Here is a 20,941-nt window from a genome sequence, read left to right as displayed (position 1 = left end):
CCGCCCGCCCGTGGTAACGCCGCGGGCATGTCCACGCCCTCGCTCGCTTCGGCCCGCCGCATCGTCGTGAAGATCGGTTCCGCCCTGGTGGTGGATCCGGTGACGGCGGCGCCGCGGGCGGAGTGGCTGGCCTCCGTCGCGGCCGACACGGCGCGGCTGCGGCAGGGCGGGGCGGAGGTGGTGCTGGTCTCCTCCGGCGCGGTGGCGCTGGCCCGGCACCAGCTCGGCCTGACCCGCCGTGCCCTGCGGCTTGAGGAGAAGCAGGCCGCCGCCGCCGTGGGCCAGATCCGCCTGGCTGGCGCCTGGGAATCGGCCCTGGCCGCGCACTCCATGACCGCCGCCCAGGTGCTGCTGACCCTGGAGGACAGCGAGGACCGCCGCCGCTACCTGAACGCGCGGGAGACGTTGAAGACCCTGCTGAACCTGGGCTGCGTGCCCGTGATCAACGAGAACGACACCGTCGCCACCGCCGAGATCCGCTTCGGCGACAACGACCGCCTGGCCGCCCGGGTGGCGGAGATGATCGAGGCCGACGTCCTCGTTCTCCTCTCCGACATCGATGGCCTCTACACCGCCGATCCGCGCCGCGATCCGGAAGCCCGGCACCTGCCGGTGGTGGAGCGGGTGACGGAGGAGATCATGGCCATGGGCGGCGATCCCCCGCCCGGCTACTCCTCCGGCGGGATGCGGACGAAGCTGATCGCGGCGCGGATCGCGACGGGCGCGGGCTGCGCCATGGCGATCGCGATCGGCAAGGAGAACAATCCCCTCTCCGCCATGCTGGAGGGCGCGCGATCCACCTGGTTCCTGCCGGCGCCGGAGGGGCGTTCCGCCCGCAAGAGCTGGATCGCCGGCTCGCTCGCCCCGCACGGGCGGCTGGTGGTGGATGACGGCGCGGCACGGGCGCTGGCGGAGGGCAGCTCCCTCCTCCCCGCCGGGGTGCGGGAGGTGCAGGGCGATTTCGACCGTGGCGACGCCGTCTCCGTCCGAGCCCTGGATGGCCGGGAACTCGCCCGCGGCCTCTCCGCCTATGACGCCGAGAGCGCGCGCCGCATCGCCGGCCGCCGCAGCGCGGAGATCGAGGCGATCCTCGGCTGGCGCGGGCGGGACGTGATGGTCCACCGGGACGACATGGTCCTGGTCTGAGGGAACCGGGCCCCGTGCGGGCCGTTTGGCGGGGGCACCCCTGCCCCCGGAGGCCCCGCATGTTCCGTTCCCTTCTCATCGGCCTTCCCGGCGGCATGCGGTCTATGACCCCACTCGCTGCGGTCACCCTGGCGGCCAGGCGCGGCGCGTTGCCGCGGGACAACGGCGCGCCATCCATCCTCTCCCATTCCTGGGCCTCCTGGGGGGCTGTCGCGCTCGCGATCGGGGAGCTGATCGGGGACAAGCTGCCCTCCGCGCCGGACCGGATCATCGCGCCGGGCATCGCGGCCCGAATGGTGACCGGCGCGGTGGCGGGCATGGCCCTGGCCCCGCGCGAAAATCGGGGCTTCGCCGCCTTCCTCGGCGCCGCGGGCGCGGTGGCAGCCTCATACATCACTTTCGATGCCCGGATCCGCTCCATGCGGCGCCACGGCCAGGTCTCCACCGGCCTGGTGGAGGACGCGATCATGCTCGCGGCCACGCTGTGGATCGTGCGGGGTGCCTCCCGCCGATAGCGGGCGGCCCGCGGCCCGCGCCGGTCTGTCCCGCGCACCGCTTCCCCGCACGGCGCTTCCCCTTGCCGCCGCGCGGGATTACCTCATTCCCATGAACGCGATCGTCGATCCCGCCGCCATCGCCCGCGCAGCGCTCGAGGAGGCCGCCAGGGCCGCCCGGGCCGCCGCCACGATCCTGGCGCGCGCCCCGCGACCGACGAAGGACGCGGCCCTGCTGGCCGCCGCCGCATCCCTGCGCGCCCGCCAGGACGAGATCCTGGCCGCGAACGAGGCCGACCGGGCCGGCGCCCCCGACCTCTCCCCCGCCTTTAAGGACCGCCTGACCCTCAACCCCGCCCGGGTGGAGGCCATGGCGCGCGGGCTGGAGGAGGTGGCCGCCCTTCCCGACCCCGTAGGCCGGGTGATCGCGGAATGGACCCGGCCCAACGGCCTCGTCATCCGCCGCGTGGCCCAGCCCATCGGCGTGGTCGGCATGATCTACGAGAGCCGCCCGAATGTGGGCGCCGACGCCGCCGCCATCTGCCTGAAGGCCGGGAGCCCCGTGATCCTGCGCGGCGGAAAGGAAAGCCTGAACAGCGCCGCCGCCATCCATGCCTGCATCGTGGAAGGCCTGCGCGAGGCCGGGCTGCCGGAAGCCTGCGTGCAGGTTGCCCCGAACACAGACCGCGCCTTCGTCGGCGCCATGCTGGCCGCGGCGGGGCTGATCGACCTCATCATCCCCCGCGGCGGGAAGGGACTCGTCACGCGGGTGATGCAGGAGGCTCGCGTGCCGGTCCTCGCCCATGCGGAGGGCGTGAACCACACCTATGTCCACGCGGCCGCCGATCCGGCGATGACGCGTTCCGTGCTGGCGAACGCGAAGATGCGCCGCACCGGAGTTTGCGGCGCGACGGAGACCCTGCTGATCGACCGGGCCGTCGCCCCGTCCCTCCTTCCGCTGCTGGTCGGCGACCTGCGCGCGCTCGGCTGCGACTTCCGGGCGGATGCGGCGGCGCGCGCGATCGTCCCGGAGCTGCCGCCCGCGGCCGATTCGGACTTCTCGACGGAATGGCTGGACGCGATCCTCAACGTCGCCGTGGTGGACGGGGTGGAGAGCGCGCTGGAGCACATCCGCCTGCACGGCAGCGAGCATACCGAGGCGATCATCACGGAGGATGCGGCCGCGGCGCAGGAATTCCTGGACGGCCTCGCCTCCGCGGTCGGGCTCTGGAACGCCTCCACCCAGTTCTGCGACGGCGGGGAGTTCGGCTTCGGCGCGGAGATCGGCATCGCCACCGGCCGGCTGCACGCCCGCGGCCCGGTCGGGTTGGAGCAGCTCTGCACCTGGCGCTACCATGTGATCGGAACCGGACAGGTTCGCCCCTGATCCGGCCTGCCACGGGGCCAATCCCGGGTCTGGGAGGAGATCACACCATGCGCCGCATCGCGCTGCTGGCCGCAACGGCCCTGACCATCGGAGCAGGGGCGGCAAGGGCCGCCTGCCCATCGGATGCCGATGTGCAGCGCATGGCCGGGGACATCCTCGCCAACCGCCCGGCCCAGGGCTACGGCCCGGGCCTGACGATGGAGGACACGGTCTGCGCGCGCGCGAAGATCGTGGCCCTGATGGCGGAGCGGCTGGGGCCGCCGGTGGGCTACAAGGTCGGCCTGACCAATGCGGCCGCGCAGGGGCGCTTCGGCATCCCGCACCCCGTGCGCGGCACGATCTTCCAGGCCACCATCCGCGCCCAAGGCACCGCGGGCAGCCCGGCCGAGGTGCCGGCCGCCTTCGGCGCCGTGCCGAACGTGGAGAGCGACCTGCTGGTGCGGGTGAAGGACGAGGGCATCAACGAGGCCGGCGCCGACCACCTCGCCATCCTCCGCCACCTGGACCAGGTGATCCCCTTCATCGAGATGCCTGACCTTGTCTTCGCGCCGGGGCAGATGACGGGGCCGGGGCTGGTGGCCATCAACGTGGGCGCCCGGCTGGGCGTGCTGGGCGAACCCATCCCCGTGCAGGCCACGCCGGACTTCGCCGCCCGGCTGGGCGGGATGACGGTGGTGCTGGCGAACGACCAGAAGGAGCTGTCCCGCGTTCCCGCCACGGTGCTGCTGGGCCATCCGCTCAACGCCATTCCCTGGCTGGTCGAAGACCTCAAGGCGGAGGGCAGGCGCCTGCGCGCAGGCGACATCATCTCCCTCGGCGGCTTCTCCCCCGCCTTGCCGACGGAGGCCGGGCGCACCGTCACCGTGACCTATGAGGGGCTGGCGGAGCGTCCCGTGACCGTTTCGGTCCGAACACCCTGAAACCGGGACCCGTTCCGCGAGGGGGGCTCTAGCCCCATGCCGCCCCCCGTTCCGCCGGCCGGCCGCGAAAAGGCGCCGTCGCCCCGCCCCCCTTCCTCGCATCGCGAGCCCGGCCGATACGGCGACGGGCGGCGGGTGCGGATCGGGCTGCTCGGCGGTTCCTTCAACCCCGCCCATACCGGCCACCGGCACGTGGCGGAGATGGCGCTGCACGTTCTGCGGCTGGACGAGGTCTGGATGCTCGTCTCCCCCGGCAACCCGCTGAAGCCCAGCGCAGGGATGGCATCCTTCGAGGAGCGGCTGGATTCGGCCCGCCGCGTCGCCGATGGCCGCCGCGTGATCGCCGTGGACATCGAGGCACGGCTGGGCCTGCGGGAGACGGAGCGCACCCTGTCCCGCCTGCGGCGCCTGTTTCCGCGCGCCGAGTTCGTCTGGATCATGGGAGCGGACAACATGGTGCAGCTGCCGCGCTGGCGCCGCTGGCGGAAGCTGGCACGCGGCACGCCGATCGCCGTCCTGCCGCGCCCGGGCTATACGCGGCGCGCCCTGCACGGCGCCGCGGCGGGCGCGCTCCGCCAGCATCGCCGCCCCTGCGGCATGCTGATGGCGGAGGCGGCGCGGCATCCCGGCGCGCACGCCCCCTGGTGCCTCGTGCCCGCGCGGGAGCACCCGGCGAGCGCGACGGCGATCAGGGCCTTGCGGGCCAACGCAACCACGGCCACTTCCGGCCCTTCTGAGGGGAGCGCCCCGGCCGCCCTCCATGCGCCAGCCGGGGCGGACTGACCCCGGCGCCGCAGGGCGCCAAGGATGAACCCGGCGTCGCGAGGTGCCACGAAGCAGCCCGGTGCCAGAGGGCACCACAGACCATCCGGGCGCCACGCGGCGCAAAGAATGAGCCCGGCGCCGCACGGCGCCACGACGAAGAAACAGGAAGAAGAGCGAGTCATGGCCCGCACCCCCAAGGAACCCACCGGCGGCAACACCCGCAGCCGGACCACGCGGCCGAAGCCCCCCGCCGCCGGGGCCCGCAAGACCACGGCCGGGAAGCCGGCGTCCCGGGCCGAGAAGCCGGCGCCCGCCCGGGCCTCGGCCGCGACGCCCACCGCCACCCGGGCGAAGGCCCCTGCGGCACCCGCGCGCCGGACCTCCGCCGCCGCGCCGGCCCGCAAGGCTTCCGCAGCGCCAGCGCGCAAGGCCGCCCCGGCACCCGCGCGCAAGACTTCCGCGGCGCCCGCTCGCACCGCGTCCGCCGCGCCGGCCCGCAAGGCCGCTGCTCCCGCGCGCAAGGCTCCTGCCACGACGTCCCGCGCGGGCACGACCGCTGCCCCGAGCCGGTCCAGGGCGCCCGCGCCGAAGGCTCCCGCCAGCAGCGCCGCGAAGCCAGCCACCGGCCGCGCCACGACGGCCCGCACCGCCCCGGCCAGGGCACCCGCCCGCGCCGTGAAGGTCGCCCCGGCCCGCTCCTCCAGGGCCGCCCCCGCGCCGAAGGCGGCCGCGAGCCCGGCCCGCCGCACCGCGGAGCCAGCCGCCCCCGCGCGCGGGCGCGCCACCACGCCCCGCACGGCGGCTCGTGACGAGGCGCCGAAGGCGCCCTCCCGCGCCGCTGCGGCCCGCCCTGCTGCCAGGGCGCCGGCGCCCAGGACCCCCGCTGCCCGAAAGGCCCCCGCGAAGGCCGCGGTCCGGACGGTGACCGAGGTCGCGGAGCAGGCCTCCGCAAAGGCTCCTGCCCGCGCACCCGCGCGCGCCCGTGCAGCGAAGCCCGTGCCCGACGAGACGGCCGCCCGCATCGCGGAGCTGGAGGCTGAGGCGGCCCCCACCCCCCGCAAGCGCGCCACCGTCGCCGGCCCGAAGCAGCGCGGCCGCACGCAGCCCCGCCCCGCCCCCAGCCCGGACCGGCTGGAGGAGCTGGTGCGCGCCACCGTGACGAGCCTGGAGGACGACAAGGCCGAGAACGTGGTGGTGCTGGACGTCGCCTCCCGCTCCGCCTTCGCGGACCGCATGGTGGTCGCCACCGGCCTGGCGGAGCGGCAGATCGAGGCCATGGCGCGGCACGTGGAGGAGGCGCTGGCGGAGCACGGCATCCGCCGCATCCGCACGGAGGCCTCGCCGGACTGGGTGCTGCTGGATGCCGGCGACCTGGTCATCCACCTCTTCAAGCCGGAGGCGCGGCAGAACTACGCGCTGGAGCGCATGTGGGGCCCGGACAGCCCGGCACCGGAGGAGGGCACCATGTCGGCGCGCCCCTCCGACGGGGCGGCGGGTGACGAGGGCCCGGACGACGTCCTGGCCGACGGGGACGACGACGACCTCGACGACGATGATGTCGTCGGGGACGAGGATTCCGGGGACCAGGATTCCGGCGACGAGGATGAGGACGACAGCATGACCGACGACGAGACCGCGGCAGCCCCCGATCCCCGCAAGCCGATGGTGGACGGCGATGCCGACGACGCCCAGGCCGGTGACGCGCAGGACCGCGCCTATATCGGCGAGCTCGGCGATGGCCGCCCGGGCGGCAACGGCGACGGGGCCATCCTGCCCCGCGGCGAGGCGCTGGATGGCCCCGCCGGCTTCTCCTTCAACGTCACCGGCGAGGACATGCAGCCCACCTTCCCCGACGAGGAGTCCGGCGGTGCCGCGACCTTGAGCGAGGGCGCGAACACCCGGAAGAAGGGCAGGAAGGACTGAAGCCCCCGCTCCTGCTCGCCGTCGGCCGCGCGCGCGGCGGGCCGGAGGCGGCGCTCTTCGAGCACTACAACGCCCGCCTCCGCCCGGCCCTGCACCTGCGGGAACTGGCGGAGGCGAAGGGCTCCCCCGCCGAGATCCGGCGGCGGGAGGGCGCGCTCCTCCTCGCAGCCATCCCGTCCGAGGCGATGGCGGTGGCGCTCGATCTCGGCGGCGAGATGCCGGACAGCGCCCGGCTCGCGGCACAGACCGCCGCCTGGGCAGAGGCGGCCCGGCCGCTCGCTTTCCTCATTGGCGGGGCGGAGGGGCTCGACGAATCGGTGCTGGCGCGCGCCGACCATCGCCTTTCCCTCGGCCAGCTGACCTGGCCCCATATGCTGGTGCGCGGCTTGCTGGCCGAGGCGTTGTTCCGCGCCCAGTGCATCCGGACGAACCATCCCTACCACCGTGCATGGCGTCCGGGCTGAGCGGCAGGACGTCGCTTCCAGACCTTCCTCACACGCCCTTCCCCAACACGAAAGAGTTTCAGATCACGGATAGTTGAGCTAGTCTCGCCTCCATGATCGCTCTGGTCGTCGCGGCGCTGATCTGGGTTCTGCTGCATGTCGGCATCGCCGGTACGCGGGCCAGGGCAGCTTTGGCGGCGCGCCTGGGCGAGGGCGGGTTCCGCACCACCTTCTCCCTCGCCTCAGCCCTCGCGATCACCCTGCTCGTCCTGGCCTGGCGCAGCGCGCCGACCGCGGTGCTCTGGTCCGTGCCGCGCCCGCTTGGCTGGGTGCTGGTGGCAGCGATGCTCGCGGCCTTCATCCTCTTCGCCGGTAGCCTCATGGCGCGGAACCCGACCTCCGTGGGCCAGGGCGGGGCGCTCTCGGCGGAACCGGCCGGCGTGCTGCGGATCACCCGCCACCCGATGCTCTGGTCCTTTGCCATCTGGGCGGCGGTCCACGTCGTCGGGAACGGAGATTCGGCCTCGCTCGTCTTCTTCGGTGCCTTCCTGGTGACGGCAGCGCTCGGCATGCCGTCGCTGGACGCCAAGGTGGCGGCGCGGGACCCGCAGGGCTGGGCCGGTTTCGCCGCCCGCACCTCGATCCTGCCCTTCGGGGCCGTCCTGGCCGGGCGGAACCGGGTGGCGTGGCGGCAGGTCGTCCTGCCGGGCCTGGTGGGGCTTCTGGCCTGGGCGGCGATGCTGCACCTGCATCCCGTGATCTTCGGGGTCTCGCCCCTGCCGTACTGATCCCTCGCGCAGCCGTCCCTTGCATCGGGACGCGGGGCAGGCGATTCCTGGCGGTCCATCGTCCAGGGATCGGCCCCGCATGACCGGGACCACGCCAGACACCGAAGCCGTCGCCCCGCACCCCGTCCTCGCCCACCGCTACGGCCGGGCGGAGGAACGGGAGGGCTTCGTCCGCGCCCTCTTCGACGAGACGGCGCCGCATTACGACCGGATCGACCGCATCTTCTCCCTCGGCACCGGCCCGGGCTACCGCCGCCGCGCGCTGCGGGAGGCGGGGCTGCGCCCGGGGATGCAGGTGCTGGACGTGGCTGTGGGCACGGGGCTCGTCGCGCGGCAGGCGGTGGCGATCACGGGCGACCCGGCCCTCGTCACCGGCCTGGACCCGAGCGAAGGCATGCTGGCGGAAGCCCGGAAGGTCCTGCCGGGCGTCACCCTCGTCCAGGGGCGGGCGGAGCGCATCCCGCTGCCCGATGACAGCGTGGACTTCCTCTCCATGGGTTACGCGCTGCGCCACGTGGCCGATCTCGGCGCCGCCTTCGCGGAGTACCGGCGCGTGCTGCGCCCCGGGGGCACGGTGCTGTTGCTGGAGATCGGCCGGCCGGAGAGCCGCCTCGCCCGCATGGTCGAGCGCTTCTACATGGGCGCGGTCATCCCCGCGCTCTGCCGCATCGCCGCGCCCCGGCACCGCTCCGGCGAGCTGATGCGCTACTACTGGGAGACGATCGAGGCCTGCGTGCCGGCCGAGACCATCCTCGGCGCGCTGGACGCGGCCGGGTTCCGCGATGCTGCCTGCGCGACGGAGCTGGAGGTCTTCCGGGCCTATACCGCCCGCGCCTGAGCCGCCGGCAGCCGGACCTCCCGGCCCCGCATGGCCCGCCGAAGGGGCAGTTCCACCAGCCGGTAGAGCACCAGCCCAGCCCCGATCGAGGCCGCCGTCACCGCCAGGAGGAAGATCAGCGTTCCCGCCGGTCCGCCCGGCATCGGGAGGCGCCGCCAGACCTCGGCGGAGACCGCCAGCACCGTGACGTGGCAAAGATAGATGGCGTAGGAAACGTCGCCGAGCAGCAGGGGCAGGGGCCGGGACGGAACCCGCCCAGCCGCCTCCATCCCCAGCGCGCCGAGCACCACCAGCAGGGCGGGCGGGCCGAGGGCGACGCCGCGGGAGAGGGCTTCCGACCACGCCCAGCCCAGGGGCAGTAGGGCGAAGCCCAGCGCCAGCAGCAGCGCCGAAGCCCCCGCCCCGGGGAGCCGCCCGGCGAGCAGCAGCCGCCCGAGCGCCATCCCCCCCCAGAATTCCAGCACCAGGCTGGAGCCGTAGAAGGCCAGCACGAGGCCCGGCGGGTACAGGAGATGGGCCAGGACCACGGGCAAGGCCAGCGCCGCCCCAACCGCCCAGAACCGCGCCCGGGCCGGCAGCAGCAGGGCCAGGCCAAAGAGGAAATAGAAGGCCATCTCGTAGTTCAGGGTCCAGCCGGGGATGAGGACCGGCAGGGGCAGGCCCATGGCGGGGTGCGGCCAGGGCAGGAAGAGAAAGGAGGCCAGCACATGGGCCGGGTCGAAGCGCGCGGTCCGCAGCAGACTCGGCCCGACGAGGGAAACGGTCACGAGCATGCCGGTGAGCGCCCAGTAGAGCGGCACGACCCGCACCAGCCGGCGCCACCAGAAGGTCGCGGGCGCGACCGGCTGCACTGCCGTCGTCACCCACATGATGAGGCCGCTGATGATGAAGAAGACGTCCACCCCCGCCGCCAGCGGGTCCGTACCCCAGAGCGGCAGGTCCAGCCGGTCCGTCTGCAGCCGGGCATGGTAGATCACCACCATCAGCGCGGCGACCGCCCGCAGGTACTGGATGGAGGCGAGCTGGGGCATACGGGCGGGCATCGCCCCATCATGTTGCACCGTCGACTTTTCTAGAAGCCGGCGGCCACGGGCCCGATCCCTGTTCAAGCCCCCGGCCCGGCGCTATGGCAGGCGCACCCGCACGCCAGGAGCGCCCGATGGCCCGTCCGAAGCCCGTCATGCTCGTCATCCTGGATGGCTGGGGCTGGCGGGAGGAGCGGGCGGACAATGCCGTGCTGCAGGCGGACACGCCGACCTTCGACAGCCTCTGGTCCTCCTGCCCTCGCGCCTTCCTCCGCACCTGCGGCCCCGATGTGGGCCTGCCGGAAGGGCAGATGGGCAATTCCGAGGTGGGCCACCTGAACATCGGCGCCGGCCGCGTGGTGATGCAGGACCTGCCGCGGATCGGTGCCGCCATCGCCGACAGCTCCCTTGCCGCCATGCCGCCGCTGGCGGCACTGGGCGCGAAGCTGAAGGCCACGGGCGGCACGCTGCACCTCATGGGCCTGCTCTCCCCGGGCGGGGTGCACGCGCACCAGGACCACGCGCTGGCGATCGCGAAGATCATCGCGGGCCAGGGCATCCCCGTGGACGTCCATGCCTGGACGGATGGCCGCGACACCCCGCCGGAGGCTGCCGAGACCACCCTGCCCGCCTTCCAGACGGCGCTGCCGGAGGGCGCGCGCATCGCCACGATCACCGGCCGCTACTTCGCCATGGACCGGGACCATCGCTGGGAGCGCGTCTCCCAGGCCTGGCGCGCCATGGTCCTGGCGGAGGGCGCAACCGCCCCGAACGCGCTGGAGGCCGTGCGCGCCGCCCATGCCGCGGGAAAGACGGACGAGTTCGTCCCCGCCACCGTCCTGCCGGGGTACCAGGGCATGAAGGACGGCGACGCCGTTCTGTGCTTCAACTTCCGCGCGGACCGGGTGCGGCAGATCATGGCCGCCCTGCTGGACCCCGCCTTCGACGGCTTCGCGCGGCCCCGCGTGCCGAAGTTCTGCGCCGCCATCGCGATGACGGAGTACTCCGAGGCGCTGAACCCTTTCCTGGAGACGCTCTTCCCGCCGCAGCCCATGCACGACCTGCTGGGCCCCACCGTCGCCAAGGCGGGGATGCGGCAGCTCCGCATGGCGGAGACGGAGAAGTACCCCCACGTCACCTACTTCCTGAACGGCGGGGAGGAGACGCCCTCCCCCGGCGAGGACCGGGTCATGGTCGCCTCCCCCAAGGTGGCGACCTACGACCTGCAGCCGGAGATGTCGGAGCCGGAGCTGGCGGCGAAGGCGGAGGCGGCCATCCGCTCCGGCACTTACGACATGATCATCCTCAACTTCGCCAATGCCGACATGGTCGGGCACACCGGCAGCCTCGCCGCCGCGATCAAGGCCTGCGAGGCGGCGGATGCCGGGCTGGGCCGGATCGCGGGCGCCATCCGGGACATCGGCGGCGCGCTGCTGGTCACGGCGGACCACGGCAATGCGGAGCTGATGAAGGATCCCGTCACGGGCGGCCCGCACACCGCGCACACGCTGAACCCGGTGCCCGTGCTTCTGATGGGCGGCCCGCAGGGAAGCGCGCTGCATGATGGCCGGCTGGCGGACCTGGCGCCCACGATGCTGGCCCTGCTCGGCCTGCCGCAGCCGGTGGCGATGACCGGGCGCAGCCTGATCGACGCCCCGCCCGGGTGAGCATGACGTGAGCCCGGGCGGCCACCGCGCCCCCTGCCCTCAGGCGCGACGGAAACGGCCACTGCGCCTGGCGCTTCTGCTCGGGCTCATCCCCGGCCTGGCCTGCCTTCCGGCCCTGGCGCAGCCGAGCCGGCGTGCCCTGGAGGAGGTGGAGCGCAGTGCCCGCACGGCCCGGGACGAGGCCGCCGCCATCGGCCGCGACGCCCGTGCGGCGGAAGCGGCCGAGCGCGCCCTCTCCGCCCGCCGTGCGGAGGCCGGGCGCCGCGCCGTGGCCGCCGAGGAGGCCGTGGCCGAGGCGGAGGCCCGGCTGGCGGAGGCCGCCACCGCCCGCGACGCCGCAGAGGCGGACCTGACCCGCCGCGCCGAGATCCTGGCGCCCCTGATCCCCGCCATGCGCCGCCTCGGCCTCTGGCCGGCCGAGACGCTGCTGGTTATCCCCGCCCCGCCGGAGGAGGCGCTGCGCGGCGCGCTGGTGCTGCGCGGTGTCGCGGCCCGCCTGGCGCGAGAGGCGGCGGAATACCGCGCGGCGAAGGAGGAGGCCGTCCGGAAGGCGGCGGTGCTGGAGGCGGAGCGGGCCCGCCTGGTGGCGGCTCGCGCCGCGGCCCGGGAAGCGGCGGAGGCAGTGGAGGCGGCGCTGGCCGAGGCCCGCGCCCGGCGGGAGGGCGCGCAGGGCGCCGAGGACGCTGCCACCCGCCGCGCGGCCGACGCGGCCGCGGGTGCCCGCGACCTGCGGGGCGCGGTGGAGCGGCTGGAGCGCGAGGCCCGGGCGCGGGAGGCGCGGGAGCGTGCCGAGGCGGAGCGGCGCGAGCGCGCCGCCGAGGCCCGGCAGCGCGAGGCGGCCGCCCGACGTCAGGAGGCCGAGGGCCGGGCGCGGGAGAACGAGGCGCGGCAGGCCGCGCGGGACGAGGAGGAAGCGCGGGAGAGCGCCGAGGCCGCGCGGGAGCGCCTGCGAGAGGCCGCGGCCCCGCCCCGCACCTCCCGCGGGGCACCCGTGGCGGGGTCCGTCCAGCGCGCCTTCGGCCAGGCCGGCGCCAATGGCCAGACCTGGGCCGCGCCCGCCGGGGCGCGGGTGGTCAGCCCCTGCGGCGGGCGGGTGGTCTTCTCCGGCCCTTTCCGCTCCTACGGGCGGATGTTGATTGTGGATTGCGGCGGCGGATACCATTTCGTCCTGGCCGGTCTCGACCGGCTGGACGCGGAGCCCGGGCAGCGCGTTCTGGCCGGGGAGGCCGTGGGAACACTTGGTAACGCCGGGGTATCTGGCGGGGGCCGCGCGACGCTATACCTTGAGTTGCGCCGCGGCGGGCAGCCCGTGGACCCTGCGGGCTGGACTTCGAGGGGCTGAGGCGCCGTGCGGCCCGGGTCCGGCCGGCTGGGGCTTAACCGAAGGGCAGGACGCCCTCCGGCAAAATGGAAGCACCGTGGCCCGCCACGGCGAGAGGGGTGTCTGACGGATGCGAGTTCCTGCTGAGCGTATCCAGGCCGAAAGCAACGAGAAGCCCCGCCGCCGCGCGCGCACCATGGCCGCGGTCGCCGCGGCTTTCACCGCCGGCGCCATCGCCGGCCCCGTGGTGACCGCCTGGGCCCAGGAGGGGTCGCGCGCAGAGACCTACCGGCTGCTGAACCTCTTCGGCGACGTGTTCGAGCGGGTGCGGGCCGAGTACGTGGAACCCGTGAACGACCGCGAGGTGATCGAGAACGCGATCAACGGGATGCTGCAGGGGCTGGACCCGCACTCCTCCTACATGAACCTTCGCAACTTCCGCGACATGCAGGTGCAAACCCGCGGCGAGTTCGGCGGCCTGGGCATCGAGGTCTCGCAGGAGGCCGGCTACGTGAAGGTGATCTCCCCGATCGACGACACGCCGGCGGCGCGCGCCGGGGTGAAGCCGGGCGACCTGATCACCCACATCAACGAGAAGACCACCCAGGGCCTGACGCTGCAGGAAGCGGTGGACCAGATGCGGGGCGAGCGCGGCAGCTCCATCCGCCTGACGATCCGGCGGGAGGGCACGGCCACCCCGGTGGAGCTGACCCTGACCCGAGACGTCATCCGCCCGCAGGTGGTCCGCGCGCGGCTTGAGGCGGGGGACATCGCCTACGTCCGCCTCACCTCCTTCAACGAGCAGACCGAGGTGGGCCTGCGCCGGGCGCTGCAGACGCTGCGCAGCCAGGCCGGGAGCGGCGGGCTGAAGGGCGTGGTGCTGGACCTGCGGAACAACCCGGGCGGGCTGCTGGACCAGGCCATCCAGGTCTCCGACGACTTCCTGGACCAGGGCGAGATCGTCTCCACCCGCGCCCGCCGGCCCGAGGACGCGCAGCGCTGGAACGCGAAGTCCGGCGACATCACCTCCGGCCTGCCGGTCGTGGTTCTCGTGAATGCCGGCTCCGCCTCCGCCAGCGAGATCGTGGCGGGCGCGCTGCAGGACCACCGGCGCGCGATCGTCATGGGCGTGAAGAGCTTCGGCAAGGGCTCCGTGCAAACGGTGATGCCGCTGCCGGGGAACGGCGCCATTCGCCTGACCACCGCGCGCTACTACACCCCCTCCGGCCGCTCCATCCAGGCCACCGGCATCCAGCCGGACATCGAGGTGCTGGCCCAGCGCGAGGACGCGCAGCAGAACCGCGAGCGCGACCGCGAGGCGGACCTGAACCGTGCCCTCCGGAACGACAGCACCGGGACCGGCGCCACGGGCGTGAATGCCCGCCCGCCCGCGCCGCTGCCGCCGCTGAACCTGCCCCAGGGCGCCGTCTCCGCCGTGCAGCGCATGCCCCCGGAGGGTGCGCCCGCCTTCGATCCGACGAAGCCGGAGACGGACCACCAGCTCCAGCAGGCCATCGGGCTTCTGCACAGCATTGCCGGCGCCCCGCCGCAGCGCCGCGCCAGCCGCTGACCTGTAGAGGGCGCCGAAGCCGGCAATGAAGGCCCTCGGCGTCTTCTGGCTTATCGTGCTGGCCGGGCTCGGCGCCGGGGCCTTTGCCCTGCACCGGGCGGGGCCGCCCGAGGATGGGATCCCGGCCTCGCTGCGCCGGGATGGCGTAGCGGCATCCGCGCCGCCGCGAACGGTGCCGGAGCCCCAGCCCGTAAGCCCGCCTCCTTCGGAAGCGGCATCCCCCTCCCCGCCCGAGACGCCTCGCGCCGCGGGCGATGTGGCGCCCCCTCCTGCTGCGCCAGCCCCGGCCGTGCCGGAAGCGGCACCCCCAGCCCGCGAAGCGGAGGCGCCGCCCAGCGCGCCCGAGCCGCCCCCGCTGCCCGCGCCGGCCGCACGGACGGAGGCCCCGGCCGACCGGCCGATCCCGCCCCCCGACCCCGCCCTGCAGGAGCCTTCCCCCCACGGTCCGCTGCCACGCGCGGGGGCGGACGGGCGAACCCCGATCCGGGCCTATGGCCGTCCTTTCGACCGGGCGGAGACGCGGCCGCGGGTCGCGCTGGTGGTCGGCAATCTCGGCCTCTCCGCCGCTTTGTCGGAGGAGGCGATCCGCCGCCTGCCGCCCGAGACCGCCCTCGCCTTTTCCCCCTACGCCGCCCGCCCCGCCCCGCTGCTGGATCGTGCCCGGGCGCGCGGCATGGAGGTGCTGAGCGCCCTGCCGCTGGAACCCGCGAATTACCCGGTGAACGATCCGGGCGACCGCGCCCTGCTGACCAGCCTGCCGCCGGCGGAGAACGCGGACCGGCTGGCCTGGTCCCTCTCCCGCATCGCCGGGCAGGTAGGGGCAGTGGGCGCCCTCGGCCCGATGCGGGGGGAGCGCTTCGCGGCCCTGCCGGAATCCCTGGGCGGATTGCAGGACGTGCTGCGGCAGCGCGGCCTCCTCTATGTCGATCCTCGCCCGGGCGCCCCATCCCCCGCTCGCGCCTGGGGGCGGACGGTCGATCTGGTGGTGGACGAGCCTGCGACGCGGAGCGAGATCGACCGTCGCCTGGCGGAGCTGGAGCGGGTGGCACGGGAGAAGGGCACGGCGCTGGGGCTTGCGGGAGATGTCTCCCCCGTGCTGGTGGACCGCGTGGCCGCCTGGGCTGCGGGGCTGGCGGAGCGGGGGGTAGTGATCGCCCCCCTCACCGCCCTGATCCGCCGCCCCGAGGACATTCCCCGGGAACCGAGATGACCCAACTTCCCCTGCGCCCGAATGTCGGCGCCTGCCTCTTCAACCGCGACGGGCTGGTCTTCATTGGCCGCCGCGCCGACCAGCCGGCCGGGGAGACGAATTCCGGCGCCTGGCAGATGCCGCAGGGCGGGCTGGACGAGGGCGAGGATCCGGAGACCGCGGTGCTGCGCGAGTTGTCCGAGGAGATCGGCACGCGCAACGCCCAGGTGATCGGGCGCATGGCGGAGTGGCTGGACTACGACCTGCCCGCCCATCTCGTCGGCAAGGCGCTCGGCGGCCGGTTTCGCGGCCAGACCCAGCTCTGGTTCGCGCTGCGCTTCCTGGGGCAGGACAGCGAGATCAGGCTGGACGCGGACCGGCACCAGGAGTTCGACGCCTGGCGCTGGGCGCCGCTGGCGGAGCTGCCGGCCATCGCCGTGCCGTTCCGCCGCCCAATCTACGAGCGAGTGGCACGGGACTTCACCCGCTACGCCGTTCCCGGCTAGGCCGCGGTATTGAAGCTACGGGCCATGGCCCGCCACATTTCCTTGCGGTTGTACTCCCAGTCCAGCGGCAGGGCGCGGTGCAGCTTGCCGTCCCGGCGGGCCACCGCGGCCTCGACCACCGTCCAGGAGAAGCGGTCCACCAGACCCCAGGTGAGGAAGGTCCTGACCCCCGCCTCGGCACTGGCCGAGATAAAGGCGGAGATGCGCTCGGCCACCACCCGGTCCCGCGCCACGTAGTCGTCCGGCACGCTGTCACCCTCGCGGATGTCCAGTTCCGTCACCAGCACGGAAAGGCCCTCCGCCCGGATGGCGCGGAGGAAGTTGCCGAACACCACGGGGTTGAACGGGTTCCGCATCTGCAGATGCGCCTGGATGCCCACCGCATCGATTGGCACGCGCTTGCGGACGAGGTCGCGGACAAGGTTTAGCAGCCGGCGGCGCTTCTCCTCTGCCCAGGGTGTGTCCTCCTCCACGCCGTAGTCGTTCAGGACCAGCCGCAGCGTCGCGTCCTGCTCCCGCGCCATGCGGAAGGCGGTCTCGATGTAGCCGGGCCCGAGGGCGCGGAAGAAGGGGGAGTTCCGCAACTCGCCGTCCGCCTGGGGCGTGTCGCTGCCCGGCGGATCGGCGACGGCCTCGTTGACCACGTCCCAGTCACGGATCCGCAGGCGGGTGGTGGCCAGAACCCGGGTGAAATGGGCGGCCATCACGCTGCGGGCGCGCTGCTGGCTCTCTGCGATGGCGGCCACGGCCCAGTCGGGGAAGGCCTCATGCCACACCAGGGCGTGGCCGCGGACCGGGCGGCCCCGGGCCTGGCCCCAGTTGATGATCGCGTCCAGCTGGGAGAAGTCGAACTCCCCCTCCTTCGGCTGAAGGACGGACCACTTGCCCTCAAATTCCGGCACCAGCACGCCCGCCTCCCGCTCATAGGCGGCGGCGTAAAGGGGGTCGGAGGCGAGCATGTTCGCCTGGACCGCAGCGCCGAAGGTGAAGCCGCGGCCGCGGGCAATCTGCCACAGGCCGGGGGGCGGGTTCAGGTCGGGGTTGGCCGGCTGGGCACGGGCGCAGCCGCTGATGGCGGCCAGCGCCATGCCGAGCGCCGCGCGACGGGTCGCCTCCCCCGCCGGGAGAGACGGGGGAAGCGCGTTCATCATGCGGCGGCGCTGCGGGGCGCGTTCTCGTTGGCGGCGCGCGTCAGGGCCTGCCGGTACTTCTCCCGCCGCCACTGCAGGAGCCTCCAGGCACCCTTGGCCGCGAGGTCCGACATGCGGCCGCGCGGTTCCAGCCCGATCGACTTGAAGACCATGCCCATGCCCCGCTCGATGTGCCGGAACCGGTAGAAGGACATCGCCCGGCCCATGTAGCCGGTGATGCAGCGGTCATGGCTGTAGGAGGTATCCGCGGTCTCGTTGCCGCAGTGGTAGGCGTAGGCCAGCTCGTCGTCCTCGGACTCCCCGATCCGCCCGGCGGCCACGCGCAACCGCTTGGGGAAAGAGAGCTTCTCCCGCGCCAGATAGCGCTTCATGTGGTCGTAAAAGAGCTTAAAGTGCCGATACTCGTCCGCAGCGATCAGGCGGCAGACCTGGCGCAGCACCGGCTCCTCCGTGCTGTCGCCGAGCGCGGTGTAGTAGGAGGAGGTTCCCGTCTCCACCATGCAGCGCGCGATCAGCTCCCCCGTGCGGGAGCCGCGGATGGAGGCATCGGCCTTCACGTCGATCTTGTAGCCGGCGCGGTAGCGGTCAAAGGCATCGTCGAAGGACCAGCCGGGATCGGCCATCTCGCCCCATCGGCCGAGCGCGTCGCCGTGCTGCACCTCCTCCACCGCCCAGTTGTCGGCGGCCCTGGAGAAGTCGGGATCACCGACGAACACGTTGTTCAGGTAGACGGCGTAGTCCACGCCGTTCTTCTCGACCAGGGCGGCGGCCTTCACCAGCGGCACGATCTCGGGATCGACCTTCGAGGGATCGAACTTGTCCCAGGCGATCTGATCGAGCGTCCAGTGCTTCATGAAACCCATCTTCCCGCGGGGCAGCCAATGGAGGGCCGCGCCAGTTCCGCATTTGCCGGCCCCGGGACGATTCTTTCAAGCCCTGAGGCAATTCAACGTCGGGTTGTGATCCGGTGGCAGGAGCCAGCCACTGAAACGGCGAAGCGCCCGGTGCCAATCGGCCCCGGGCGCCCCGATTCTCCTGCCAGGGCTACCCTCAGGCGGCCTGGGCAGCGTCCTGCATGGCGCGGGCGGCCTGGAGGCGGTCGCTCGCCCGGTCCCGGATCTCCGGCGCGTCGTTCGCGGCGGCGGCCAGGGCGGCCTCCGCCTCCGTCACGCGCTGCGCGGCGGCGGCGCGGGAGAGGGTCGCGAGCGGCGTGGCCTCATCGGCCAGCACCGTCATGCGGGTGGGAGTGATTTCCGCGAAGCCGCCCATGATGAACAGGCTCTCGGTCTCACGACCGCCTTCCGTCACCCGGATCACGCCGCCCCGGAGGGCGACGATCATCGGGGAATGGCCGGGCAGCACGCCCATCTCGCCCTCATAGGCCGGGATCACCGCCATCTCGACGGGGCGCGAGAGGAGCAGGCGCTCCGGGCTCACCAGCTCGAGGTCGAAGGTGGCCATGGATTTAGGCCGTCGCCTTCAGGGTCTCGGCCTTCTTCACGGCCTCCTCGATAGTGCCGACCATGTAGAAGGCGGCCTCGGGGAGGTGGTCGTACTCGCCGGCCACGATGCCCGCGAAGGAGCGGATCGTGTCCTCGAGCTTCACGAAGACGCCCGGCGTGCCGGTGAAGACCTCGGCCACGTGGAACGGCTGGGAGAGGAAGCGCTGGATCTTGCGCGCGCGCGCCACGACCAGCTTGTCCTCCTCGGACAGCTCATCCATGCCCAGGATGGCGATGATGTCCTGCAGGGACTTGTAGGTCTGCAGGACGCGCTGCACCTCGCGGGCCACGCGGTAGTGCTCCTCGCCCACCACGCGCGGATCGAGCGCGCGGGAGGTGGAGTCCAGCGGGTCCACGGCCGGGAAGATGCCCAGCTCGGCGATCGAGCGGTTCAGCACCGTCGTCGCGTCCAAGTGGGCGAAGGAGGTGGCCGGGGCCGGGTCGGTCAGGTCGTCGGCGGGCACGTAGATGGCCTGGACCGAGGTGATCGAACCCTTCTTCGTGGAGGTGATCCGCTCCTGCAGCGCGCCCATGTCGGTGGCCAGCGTCGGCTGGTAGCCCACCGCGGAGGGGATGCGGCCCAGCAGGGCCGAAACCTCGGCGCCCGCCTGGGTGAAGCGGAAGATGTTGTCGATGAAGAAGAGCACGTCCTGGCCCTGCTCATCGCGGAAGTACTCCGCCATGGACAGGCCGGAGAGGGCGACGCGCGCGCGAGCGCCCGGCGGCTCGTTCATCTGGCCATAGACCAGCGCCACCTTGGAACCCTCGGTGCCGCCGTTCTCGCCGAGCTTGATGACGCCGGCATCGATCATCTCGTGGTAGAGGTCGTTGCCCTCGCGGGTGCGCTCGCCCACGCCGGCGAAGACGGACACGCCGCCATGGCCCTTGGCGATGTTGTTGATCAGCTCCTGGATCGTCACGGTCTTGCCGACGCCGGCGCCGCCGAACAGGCCGATCTTACCGCCCTTGGAGTAGGGAGCCAGCAGGTCCACCACCTTGATGCCCGTGACCAGGATCTCGGTGCTCGTCGCCTGCTCCTCGAAGGCCGGGGCGGCGCGGTGGATGGTGTAGGTCTTGTCGTGCGGAACCGGGCCGCGCTCGTCGATCGGCTCGCCGATGACGTTCACGATGCGGCCGAGCGTGCCCTCACCCACGGGCACCGCGATGCCCTTGCCAGTGTCCACCACCTCGGTGCCGCGGATCAGACCGTCCGTGGTGTCCATGGCGATGGTGCGGACGGTGCGCTCGCCGAGATGCGACGCGACCTCGAGGACGAGGGTGCGGTCGCCGACCTGGGTGGTCAGCGCGTTGAGGATGTTCGGCAGCTCGGAGGGGAACTGCACGTCCACCACCGGGCCAAGGATCTGCGTGACCGTGCCAACATTGTTCTTCATCGGATGGCTCCTGTCAGACCGCTTCAGCACCGGAGATGATCTCGATCAGCTCCTTGGTGATGTTGGCCTGTCGCGTGCGGTTGTAGTTGAGCGTCAGCCTGTTGATCATGTCGCCCGCATTGCGCGTGGCGTTGTCCATCGCGGTCATCTGGCTTCCGTAGAAGCCGGCCGCGTTCTCGAGCAGCGCGCGGTAGATCTGGATGGCGAGGTTCTTCGGCAGCAGCGCCGCCAGAAGCTCCTCCTCGCCCGGCTCATACTCGTACAGCGCCGGCGCCTCGCCCGCCGCGGCCGGGGCCGTGGCGTCGTTGGCGGGAAGCGGCGCCGGGATCAGGCGCTGCTCGCTGGCAACCTGGCTGATGACGCTCTGGAAGCGGTTGTAGATCAGCGTGCAGACGTCGAACTCGCCGGCCTCCAGCATCGCGGTGATGCGGGTGGCCAGCTCGTCGGCCTGCTCGAAGCCGATGCGCTTGACGTTGTGGTAGCTGACGTCGCCCACGAAGCGGCTGCTGAACTCGCGCTTCAGGTAGGTCGTGCCCTTGCGGCCGACGGTGAGCACCTTCACCGTCTTGCCCTCGGCCTCCAGGGCACGGATGCGGGCGCGCGCGAAGCGGCCGGCATTCGTGTTGAAGGCGCCGGACAGGCCGCGCTCGGCCGTCACGACGACCAGCAGATGGACCTGGTCGCGCCCCGTGCCGATCAGCATCCGCGGCGCGTCGGGGCTGCCCGCCACCGCCGCGCCGAGGGAAGCGAGCATCCGCTCCATCCGCTGGGCATAGGGCCGCGCCGCCTCGGCCTGCGCCTGGGCGCGGCGCAGCTTGGCGGCGGCAACCATCTTCATCGCCTGCGTGATCTTGCGGGTCGACTTCACGCTGTTGATGCGACCGCGCAGGTCCTTAAGGCTGGCCATGGGGG

Annotated in this window: 19 protein-coding genes and 1 pseudogene; 14 read left to right on the top strand and 6 right to left on the bottom strand. The window is 73.2% G+C overall.

Annotated elements, in window-relative coordinates; genetic code table 11:
- Positions 1-27 precede the first annotated feature (27 nt).
- The 9 genes and pseudogenes from proB to J5Y10_RS16820 all read left to right on the top strand — a co-directional run bounded on the left by proB (position 28) and on the right by J5Y10_RS16820 (position 8,704).
- Positions 28-1,146 carry a glutamate 5-kinase gene (gene proB, locus J5Y10_RS16860; RefSeq protein ID WP_209375192.1) on the top strand — a complete coding sequence of 373 codons (1,119 nt, stop codon included), beginning with the start codon at positions 28-30 and terminating at the stop codon, positions 1,144-1,146.
- A gap of 59 nt (positions 1,147-1,205) precedes the next feature.
- Positions 1,206-1,661 (top strand): DUF4126 family protein, encoded by a 456-nt coding sequence (locus tag J5Y10_RS16855; RefSeq protein ID WP_209375191.1) that lies wholly within the window; start codon positions 1,206-1,208, stop codon positions 1,659-1,661.
- A gap of 91 nt (positions 1,662-1,752) precedes the next feature.
- Positions 1,753-3,027, top strand: a complete 1,275-nt coding sequence (locus tag J5Y10_RS16850) for a glutamate-5-semialdehyde dehydrogenase (RefSeq protein WP_209375277.1) — start codon at positions 1,753-1,755, stop codon at positions 3,025-3,027.
- A 47-nt stretch (positions 3,028-3,074) separates the two neighbouring features.
- Positions 3,075-3,947, top strand: a complete 873-nt coding sequence (locus J5Y10_RS16845; RefSeq protein ID WP_209375190.1) for a 2-keto-4-pentenoate hydratase — start codon at positions 3,075-3,077, stop codon at positions 3,945-3,947.
- 36 nt (positions 3,948-3,983) lie between these two features.
- Positions 3,984-4,730, top strand: a complete 747-nt coding sequence (locus tag J5Y10_RS16840; RefSeq protein WP_209375189.1) for a nicotinate-nucleotide adenylyltransferase — start codon at positions 3,984-3,986, stop codon at positions 4,728-4,730.
- Positions 4,731-5,732: 1,002 nt separating this feature from the next.
- Positions 5,733-6,176: pseudogene (gene rsfS, locus J5Y10_RS27955) on the top strand (ribosome silencing factor); the annotation flags it as partial.
- A gap of 470 nt (positions 6,177-6,646) precedes the next feature.
- Complete coding sequence (locus J5Y10_RS16830; RefSeq protein ID WP_209375275.1) at positions 6,647-7,099, top strand: 23S rRNA (pseudouridine(1915)-N(3))-methyltransferase RlmH; 453 nt, start codon at positions 6,647-6,649, stop codon at positions 7,097-7,099.
- A gap of 92 nt (positions 7,100-7,191) precedes the next feature.
- Positions 7,192-7,866 (top strand): NnrU family protein, encoded by a 675-nt coding sequence (locus tag J5Y10_RS16825; RefSeq protein WP_209375188.1) that lies wholly within the window; start codon positions 7,192-7,194, stop codon positions 7,864-7,866.
- A 79-nt stretch (positions 7,867-7,945) separates the two neighbouring features.
- A complete protein-coding gene (locus J5Y10_RS16820; protein WP_209375187.1) occupies positions 7,946-8,704 on the top strand; it encodes a class I SAM-dependent methyltransferase in 759 nt (252 codons plus the stop codon).
- Here the strand turns inward: J5Y10_RS16820 and J5Y10_RS16815 are convergent.
- Positions 8,686-9,747 carry an acyltransferase family protein gene (locus J5Y10_RS16815; RefSeq protein WP_209375186.1) on the bottom strand — a complete coding sequence of 354 codons (1,062 nt, stop codon included), beginning with the start codon at positions 9,745-9,747 and terminating at the stop codon, positions 8,686-8,688. The genes J5Y10_RS16820 and J5Y10_RS16815 overlap by 19 nt on opposite strands.
- Positions 9,748-9,863: 116 nt before the next feature.
- Between J5Y10_RS16815 and gpmI the strand changes: the two genes are divergently transcribed.
- The 5 genes from gpmI (at position 9,864) to J5Y10_RS16790 (ending at position 15,982) form a co-directional block, all read left to right on the top strand.
- Positions 9,864-11,396: a 2,3-bisphosphoglycerate-independent phosphoglycerate mutase gene (gene gpmI / locus J5Y10_RS16810; RefSeq protein WP_209375185.1), complete on the top strand. Its 1,533-nt coding sequence runs from the start codon at positions 9,864-9,866 to the stop codon at positions 11,394-11,396.
- A gap of 7 nt (positions 11,397-11,403) precedes the next feature.
- Positions 11,404-12,738, top strand: coding sequence for a murein hydrolase activator EnvC family protein (locus J5Y10_RS16805; protein WP_209375184.1), 1,335 nt, complete (start codon positions 11,404-11,406; stop codon positions 12,736-12,738).
- 109 nt (positions 12,739-12,847) lie between these two features.
- Positions 12,848-14,287, top strand: a complete 1,440-nt coding sequence (locus tag J5Y10_RS16800) for a S41 family peptidase (protein ID WP_432761256.1) — start codon at positions 12,848-12,850, stop codon at positions 14,285-14,287.
- A 25-nt stretch (positions 14,288-14,312) separates the two neighbouring features.
- On the top strand, positions 14,313-15,497 hold the full coding sequence (locus J5Y10_RS16795) for a divergent polysaccharide deacetylase family protein (protein WP_209375183.1): 1,185 nt from the start codon (positions 14,313-14,315) through the stop codon (positions 15,495-15,497).
- The gene (locus J5Y10_RS16790; protein WP_209375182.1) at positions 15,494-15,982 is read left to right on the top strand and encodes an RNA pyrophosphohydrolase; all 489 of its coding nucleotides are present in this window, start codon (positions 15,494-15,496) and stop codon (positions 15,980-15,982) included. The genes J5Y10_RS16795 and J5Y10_RS16790 overlap by 4 nt, the downstream gene beginning before the upstream one ends.
- Here J5Y10_RS16790 and J5Y10_RS16785 read toward each other — a convergent pair.
- The 5 genes from J5Y10_RS16785 to J5Y10_RS16765 all read right to left on the bottom strand — a co-directional run bounded on the left by J5Y10_RS16785 (position 15,979) and on the right by J5Y10_RS16765 (position 20,936).
- Positions 15,979-17,133 (bottom strand): endo-1,4-beta-xylanase, encoded by a 1,155-nt coding sequence (locus J5Y10_RS16785; RefSeq protein ID WP_245214800.1) that lies wholly within the window; start codon positions 17,131-17,133, stop codon positions 15,979-15,981. The two genes, J5Y10_RS16790 and J5Y10_RS16785, sit on opposite strands and share 4 nt — an antisense overlap.
- A complete protein-coding gene (locus J5Y10_RS16780; RefSeq protein ID WP_209375181.1) occupies positions 17,130-17,987 on the bottom strand; it encodes a ferritin-like domain-containing protein in 858 nt (285 codons plus the stop codon). Before J5Y10_RS16780 ends, J5Y10_RS16785 begins: the two co-directional genes overlap by 4 nt.
- Positions 17,988-18,183: 196 nt before the next feature.
- Positions 18,184-18,594 (bottom strand): ATP synthase F1 subunit epsilon, encoded by a 411-nt coding sequence (atpC, locus tag J5Y10_RS16775; RefSeq protein WP_209375180.1) that lies wholly within the window; start codon positions 18,592-18,594, stop codon positions 18,184-18,186.
- 4 nt (positions 18,595-18,598) lie between these two features.
- Entirely contained in the window at positions 18,599-20,029 is a 1,431-nt protein-coding gene (gene atpD, locus J5Y10_RS16770) for a F0F1 ATP synthase subunit beta (protein WP_209375179.1), read from the bottom strand.
- 13 nt (positions 20,030-20,042) lie between these two features.
- The gene (locus J5Y10_RS16765; protein ID WP_209375178.1) at positions 20,043-20,936 is read right to left on the bottom strand and encodes a F0F1 ATP synthase subunit gamma; all 894 of its coding nucleotides are present in this window, start codon (positions 20,934-20,936) and stop codon (positions 20,043-20,045) included.
- Positions 20,937-20,941: the final 5 nt, after the last annotated feature.

The sequence above is a fragment of the Roseomonas indoligenes genome (genome assembly GCF_017813365.1).
GTDB classification, from domain to species: Bacteria; Pseudomonadota; Alphaproteobacteria; order Acetobacterales; family Acetobacteraceae; genus Roseomonas; species Roseomonas indoligenes.
This window is presented reverse-complemented; position numbering and strand designations above follow the sequence as displayed.